This window comes from Streptomyces alkaliphilus (assembly GCF_014141535.1).
Lineage (GTDB): Bacteria > Actinomycetota > Actinomycetes > Streptomycetales > Streptomycetaceae > Streptomyces > Streptomyces alkaliphilus.
This window is the reverse complement of sequence record NZ_VKHT01000178.1, coordinates 1-6,730: the sequence shown is the minus strand read 5'-3', so window position 1 is coordinate 6,730 and position 6,730 is coordinate 1. Positions and strand designations below refer to the sequence as shown.

The 6,730-nt window shown below is 69.7% G+C and carries 6 protein-coding genes and 1 pseudogene; all 7 read right to left on the bottom strand.

The features are described 5' to 3' along the window. Positions 1 to 327 (bottom strand): annotated as a pseudogene (locus FNQ90_RS08435) (hypothetical protein); the annotation flags it as partial. A gap of 128 nt (positions 328 to 455) precedes the next feature. Next, positions 456 to 1,553, bottom strand: coding sequence for a phosphate ABC transporter substrate-binding protein PstS (gene pstS / locus FNQ90_RS08430; protein WP_182605795.1), 1,098 nt, complete (start codon positions 1,551 to 1,553; stop codon positions 456 to 458). 315 nt (positions 1,554 to 1,868) lie between these two features. Further along, on the bottom strand, positions 1,869 to 2,645 hold the full coding sequence (gene pstB, locus FNQ90_RS08425; protein WP_228470968.1) for a phosphate ABC transporter ATP-binding protein PstB: 777 nt from the start codon (positions 2,643 to 2,645) through the stop codon (positions 1,869 to 1,871). 209 nt (positions 2,646 to 2,854) lie between these two features. Continuing rightward, positions 2,855 to 3,838, bottom strand: coding sequence for a phosphate ABC transporter permease PstA (gene pstA / locus FNQ90_RS08420; RefSeq protein WP_228470967.1), 984 nt, complete (start codon positions 3,836 to 3,838; stop codon positions 2,855 to 2,857). Next, entirely contained in the window at positions 3,835 to 4,824 is a 990-nt protein-coding gene (gene pstC / locus FNQ90_RS08415; protein ID WP_182605794.1) for a phosphate ABC transporter permease subunit PstC, read from the bottom strand. Before pstC ends, pstA begins: the two co-directional genes overlap by 4 nt. A gap of 169 nt (positions 4,825 to 4,993) precedes the next feature. Beyond that, the gene (gene pstS / locus FNQ90_RS08410; protein WP_182605793.1) at positions 4,994 to 6,127 is read right to left on the bottom strand and encodes a phosphate ABC transporter substrate-binding protein PstS; all 1,134 of its coding nucleotides are present in this window, start codon (positions 6,125 to 6,127) and stop codon (positions 4,994 to 4,996) included. Positions 6,128 to 6,412: 285 nt separating this feature from the next. Next, positions 6,413 to 6,730, bottom strand: a 318-nt coding sequence (locus tag FNQ90_RS08405) for a winged helix-turn-helix domain-containing protein (protein ID WP_182605792.1), incomplete at its 5' end; no start/stop codon positions are given.

The following is a 6,730-nucleotide window of genomic DNA, read 5'->3' as shown; positions in this document are numbered from 1 at the left end:
GAGGGCGGCCAGTTCGGCCCGGGAGCACGGGTGCGGGGCGATGGCCAGGGCCTCGGCGGTGCGCAGCGCGAGGGTGTCCAGACGGTCCACGGCGCGCAGCACCGACAGGCGCTCCCCGGCCCGGGAGGCCAGCCGCGTCAGATCGCCGGGCAGTGGGGAGAGCAGGTCGGGGCGCAGCCGCAACAGCTCGGCGAGGGCGGTGTCCGGAAGGGCGCGCAACTCCTCGGCGAGGGTGCGCGGACCCCCGCCCGCGCCCTCCACGGGGGTGCCCCGGGAGGGTGAGGCGGAGGACGGAGGAGAGGCCGGGCGGGCGGAATCCGTGCTCATCCGACCCACGGTACCGGCAGGTGGCGACGGTTTCGGGGGTCCGAGGGCTCCCCTTCCCCGTGCTTCCCCGTGCCTGCCGGTCCCGGGGCCCGGTGGTGTCCCGGAACGCCCGGGGCACCACCGACGCCTCAACGGCTGTTGATCCGCTCGATCTCCTTCAGCACCCGCCGCTTCAGCTCCGGCGCCATCGGCGCGTACCCCAGCTCCAGCGCCAGCTCGTCGGCCTCCTCGCTGGTCATCGCCCAGGTCCAGAAGGAGCGCAGCAGCTCGGCGAGGTCGTCGTCGTAACCGCACTCGTAGGCGAAGATCCAGTTGGTGCCGGAGATGGGGTAGCCGCCGCCGCCGATGTCGTCGATGTCGAACTGGAAGTTCTCCGGGATGACCGCGACGTCCGAGGCGATGGTGGTGGCCTCCAGGGTCGGCTCGATCGGCGTGCCGGAGGCGTTGATCACCCGGGCGGTGGCCAGGTCGTGCCGGATGGCGTAGGACTGGTTGACGTACCCCAGCCCGCCCTCGGTGTTGATCACCCGGGCGGTGACGCCCTCGTTCCCGTCGCCGCCGACCGTGCCGTCGGCCCACTCGATGTCGCTGCCCTCGCTGTACTTCTGCGCCCACATCGGCACCTCGTGGTCGAGGTAGTGGGTGAAGACGTAGGTGGTGCCGGAGCCGTCGGAGCGGTGCACGGGGACGATCTCGCGGTCGGGCAGGTCCCGGTCGGGGTTGAGCGCCGCGATGGCCGGGTCGTCGTAGCGGGTGATGTCGCGGTCGTAGATCCGGGCGATGGCGTCGGCGTCCAGGACCAGGCCGTCCATCGCCGGATCGTGGAAGGCGATGACCACGGAACCGAAGACCACGGGGAACTGGATGGCCTCGCAGTCCCGGTTGAGGGAGGCGGTGGCCAGGTCCTCGTCGGTGAGGTACTTCTCGGAGGAGCCGAAGTCCAGGGTGTCCTCGATGAACCCCTGGATGCCGCCGCCCGATCCGATGCTCTGGTAGTTGACGGTGGCGAAGGGCTGGTCGAAGCCGTACGCCTCGATCCACTCCTGGAACAGGGGGTTGGGGAAGGACGCGCCGGCCCCGTTGAGGATGCCGGTCAGCAGCTTTTGGGGCTCTTCCGTCCCCGTGTCCCCCGCCCGCGCGGCCTGTGGGCCGCATCCCGCGACGCCGGTGACACCGATCGCCAGGATCGCGGCGAGCGCCGGCACTCTCGTGCGCATCTCGCGCATCAGCAATGCTCCTTGTGAAGTCCCGCCCCGCCGAAGCCCCTGTGTCGAAGCTACGAGCGCCGGTGTACGGCCCGGCCTCCTGCGGATGAACGTCGGACAGGGGTTGGGTGAAGCGGCCCGGCGTCGACGGGCGGCCCGCCGTGACATCCCGGACAACCGGGGCCCGTCGGGCGTGCCGGGGCGCGCCGGCGCCCGACGCCTTCCGGGACGCCCCGCGAACGCCTCCGGGCCGCACGGCGGGTGCCGTGCGGCCCGGAGGACGCGGGAGGGGGCGGCGCCGCCCCGGCCGGAGCCGGGTGGGCCGGCCGGGGCGGCTCAGCCGAAGCGACCGCTGATGTAGTCCTCGGTGGCCTGCCGCGAGGGGTTGGAGAAGATCTTCGTGGTGCGGTCGTACTCCACCAGCTCGCCGACCCGGGGGCCCTTCCCGCCGTCCATGCGGACGCTGAAGAAGGCGGTCATGTCGGAGACCCGGGCGGCCTGCTGCATGTTGTGGGTGACGATGACGATCGTGTAGTCGGTCTTGAGCCGGTCGATCAGATCCTCGATGCGCTGGGTGGCGATGGGGTCGAGGGCGGAGCAGGGCTCGTCCATCAGCAGTACATCGGGGGAGACCGCGATGGCCCGGGCGATGCACAGCCGCTGCTGCTGGCCCCCGGAGAGGGCCAGGCCGCTGTCGTCCAGCTTGTCCTTGACCTCGTTCCACAGCGCGACCCGGGTCAGGCTCTCCTCCACCAGCTCGTCGAGGTTGCCGGAGAAGCCGTTCAGCCGGGGCCCGAAGGCCACGTTGTCGTAGATGGACTTGGGAAAGGGGTTGGGCTTCTGGAAGACCATCCCGATGCGGCGACGCACCTCGGCGGCCTCCACCCGCGGGTCGTATATGTCCTCGCCGTTGTACAGCAGCCGACCACCGACCGTGGCGTCCAGCAGGTCGTTGGTGCGGTTCAGGCAGCGCAGGAGGGTGGATTTGCCGCAGCCCGAGGGGCCGATGAAGGCGGTCACGCGCTTGCGGGGGATGCGCATCGAGATGTCCCGCACCGCGAGAGTGGTGCCGTAGTGGACCGAGAGGTCCTCGATCTCGAAGACGGCGTCCATCTCCGGCTCGGGGTCTCCCGCAGCCCGCTCCTCGGCCTCGGTCCCGGGGGTTTCGCCGGTGTCGGCCTCATCGGTCGGCTCCAGACCCATTGCCTGCGCGGCGACGGTCTCGGGGCTGCGCTCATCGGTGCCGGCCGCGTCGGTCCGCGTGTCGGTGTCGGCACCCATGGGCGCCTCGGTCGTCGTGATCATCGTGGCCCTCCTTGCGGTCACGCGCGCTTGTTGGCCCTGGCGCCGATCCAGCGGGCGGCGATGACCAGGATCAGGACGAACAGGAAGAGACACAGGGCGCCACCCCACGCCCGCTCGATGCCCGCCGCGAAGGGCTGGGTGGCACCGCTGTGGATCTGCAATGGCACCGCGCCCTGCGCGTTGGAGAAGTATGTGGTGACCAGGTACTGCGACCCCAGCGCGGTGAGGATCAGCGGCGCGGTCTCGCCGACACCGCGGGCCACGGCCAGCATGGAGCCGGTCGCCAGTCCGGGGGCGGCGGCCGGGAGCACCGTGGTCATGATGGTGCGGGCCTTGCCGGCGCCCAGGGCGTAGGAGGCGTTGCGCCACTCGTCCGGCACCAGCTTGAGGATCTCCTCGGCGGAGCGGGTGACGATGGGCAGCATGATCACCGCGATCGCCACCGAGGCGGCGAAGGCGCTGAAGCCGACCCGGAAGATCGCTCCGCTGGCGATGAGCATGCCGTAGACGAACAGACCCACGAAGATCGAGGGGATGCCGGTCATGACGTCGGTGAAGAAGCGGATCAGGCCGGCCAGCCGACCGCGGCCGTACTCCACCAGGTAGATGGCGGTGGCCAGACCCAACGGGATGGCCATCACGATGGCGCCGGCCATGATGTAGAGGGTGCCGACGAAGCCCGCCCGGTAACCGGCCTCGGTGGTCCGGTAGGTGGGCTCGTCCATGGTGAAGAAGTTGAGGTTGATCGTGCTCAGGCCCTCGACGCCGACCTTGTACAGGATGAGCACCAGCGGTATGACCGCCAGTACCATCGCGCCGGTGAGCACACCCATGGCGATGCTGTTGACGGTGGCCCGGCTGTTGGCGTTGCCCTGCTTCTCCAGCAGACTGCGGTGCCCGGTGGGTGTGAGCCGAGGGCCCTTCCCCTTGGTGGGCGTACCGCCCTCGGAGGAGCCCTCGGGGACACCGTTGGGCGTGTTGTCGGTGACGGTGGTGCTCATACGGCGGCATCCCCCGCGACTCGGCCGATCCGCCACACCAGCAGGCGGGCGGCGACATTGATGATCATGGTGAACAGGAACAGGGCCACACCGATCGCCATCAGGCCCTTGACCGCCTCGGGGGAGGAGTCCTTGAAGGTGGCGGCGATGTGCGCGGCCATGGAGTCGCCCATGCGCAGCAGGCTGCCCTCCCAGCTCTTGGTGGAGCCGATGAGCATCATCACCGCGATGGTCTCGCCGATGGCCCGACCCAGGCCGAGCATGGTGGCGCCGACGATGCCGGAGAAGCTGGAGGGCAGGACCACCTTGCGGATGACCTCGAAGCGGGTCGCGCCCAACGCGTAGGCGGCGTGCTGCTGGTCGGCCGGGTGAACAGCGATGACCTCGCGCACGATGGCGGTGATGATCGGCAGGATCATGATCGCCAACACGATGCCGGCGGCCAGATAACCGCGACCGAAGACCGGCCCCTCGAAGAGGAAGAACCAGCCGAGCACCGATTCCAACCAGCCGAAGACCGGCAGCAGGACGTTGGGCACCAACCAGAACAGGCCCCACATGCCGAAGACGATGCTCGGCACGGCGGCCAGCATCTCCACGGTGTAGGACAGCGGGTTGCGCAGGCGCTTGGGGGCCAGTTGGTTGATGTAGATCGCCACGCACAGGGCCAGTGGCAGCGCGATCACGATCGCGATCAGGGCGGTGACCAGGGTGCCGTAGATGAACGGCCAGGCCCCGTAGGTGCCGGTGAAGTCGCCGGTGCCGCGGGTGGAGCCGGAGACCCAGCGGTCGCCGGTGAGGAAGCCGAAGAACCCCTCGTGCTGGAAGATCGGCCACGCGTCCGTGGTCGTGCGCACGACCATCGCGGCCAGGATGACGAAGACACTGGTTCCGGCGAGGGTGACGAACCAGCGGAACGCCGGGTCCGCAAGCCGTTTGCGGCGGGCCCGCAGGGAGGGCTGCGGGTCCCGGACTGTGGCCGACATCGAATTCTGCTCCTGTTCGGTGGCCTGATCGGGTGGGCGGGACCGGCCCGCCGGCCGGATGGCCCGGTGGCGCCCGGAGGGGTGCCGGGAGCCGCCGCGGAAGGCCGGGGCGGGACCCGGGCGCCGGACCGGTGGGTCCGACCCGTGGTGCCCGCCCCGGCCCGGGGCGTCAGCTGCCGCTGTTGGTCTTCTCGATCTCGACGAGGACGCGCTCCTTCAGCTCGGCGCCGAGCGGGGCGTAGCCCAGCTCCTCCGCCAGCTCGTCGGCACGGTCCGACTCCATCGCCCAGGTCCAGAAGCCCTTGATGATGTCGGCGGTGTTCTCGTCGTAGTCGCAGGTGTAGGTGAAGATCCAGTTGGTGCCCGCGATCGGGTAGCCCTCACCACCGATGTCGTTGATGGTGAACTGGAAGTTCTCCGGGACCTCGGCCTCCTCGGAGGCGGCGGAGGTGGCCTCCAGGGTCGGAGCGATGGCCTCGCCGTCCTCGTTCACGACGTGGGCGACGGGCAGGCCGGCCTCCAGGGCGAAGGACTGGTTGACGTAACCGATGCCGCCCGGGCTCTGCTGCACGCCCTGAGCGACGCCCTGGTTGCCGTCACCGCCGAGGGTGCCCTCGGCCCACTCGATCTCCTTCTTGGCGCCGTACTTGGACTCCCAGTCCGACACCTCGTGGGAGAGGAAGTTGGTGAACACGAAGGTGGTGCCGGAGCTGTCCGACCGGTGGACCGGCAGGATCTCCTGGTCCGGCAGGTCGAAGTCCGGGTTCAGGTCGGCGATCGCGTCGTCGTTGTAGTTGGTGATCTCGCGGTCGTAGATCTTGGCGATGGTCTCGGCGTCCAGGACCAGGCCGTCCAGGGCCGGGTCGTTGAAGGCGATGACCACGGCGCCGAAGACCACCGGGAACTGCACGGCCTCGCAGCGGCCGGACTCGGCCTCGGCGAGGGCCTCGTCGCTCAGGTACTCCTCGGAGGAGCCGAACTCGACGCTCTGGCCGAGGAACTGCTCGACACCGGCACCGGAGCCGACGCTCTGGTAGTTGATGGTGACGTCGGGCTCGACGTTCTGGGTGTACTCGGCGATCCACTCCTGGAACAGCGGGTCGGGGAACGAGGCGCCCGCTCCGGTGATGGTGCCGGAGAGCCCGCTGCCGTCCGCGCCTTCCTCGCTGCTGTTCCCGGCGTTGTCGTTACCGCCGCCGTTCCCGTTGTCCGAGGAACCGTTGTCGTCGCTGCCACAGGCGGTGACCAGGGCCAGGGCGGAAACCACCGCCACAGCGGCGGTCTTGGCGCGCCAGTTGCGCATGGCATGTGCTCCTTGATGAACGCCGGCCCCGGGCCGGCAGTGGGTGACTTGACTGCGTCGAGACAGAACGTAGGAGCGCGTGGCGACGACCCGAGGGCCGGAAAGTGAACAGAAAGATAGGTTCGGCCGAACCGGGAGTTTCACAAAAAGTGTTGGAATCGTTAAGCTTCGATCGCACGTGAAACAGGTGAAAAACCCGCGGGCCCGACGGCTTTCACCATCGGGCCGAGGCCCGTCGCGACCGCCCCGTGACCGGGACGGAAGGGCTTCCGGGCGGGGTGGGGGTCAGCGTCCGGGCGGTACCAGGCGGTACCCCACGCCGCGCACGGTCTGGATGATCTCCGGGTGGTGCGGGTCGTCCCCCAGGCGCTCCCGGAGGCGACGAATGTGAACGGTGATGGTGTTGGAGCGTCGTGCGCCGTCACCCCACAGCTCGGCCCGGATGCGGTCGCGGGTGATGACCTTCTCCGCGTGCTGCATCAACAGGTGCAGCAGCTGGAACTCGCGCAGCGGCAGCCGGGCGGTCGGCACCCCGTGCATCCGCACCTCGTAACTGCCCGGATCCAGCGTCAGCGGCCCGCACACCAGCGGCTGGTCCCAACC

Coding starts and splice junctions, on each gene's coding strand:
- pstB (WP_228470968.1), bottom strand. CDS start 2,645: ATGGACGCCGTCTTCGAGATCGAGGACCTCTCGGTCCACTACGGCACC.
- pstA (WP_228470967.1), bottom strand. CDS start 3,838: ATGAGCACCACCGTCACCGACAACACGCCCAACGGTGTCCCCGAGGGC.
- pstS (WP_182605795.1), bottom strand. CDS start 1,553: ATGCGCGAGATGCGCACGAGAGTGCCGGCGCTCGCCGCGATCCTGGCG.
- pstC (WP_182605794.1), bottom strand. CDS start 4,824: ATGTCGGCCACAGTCCGGGACCCGCAGCCCTCCCTGCGGGCCCGCCGC.
- pstS (WP_182605793.1), bottom strand. CDS start 6,127: ATGCGCAACTGGCGCGCCAAGACCGCCGCTGTGGCGGTGGTTTCCGCC.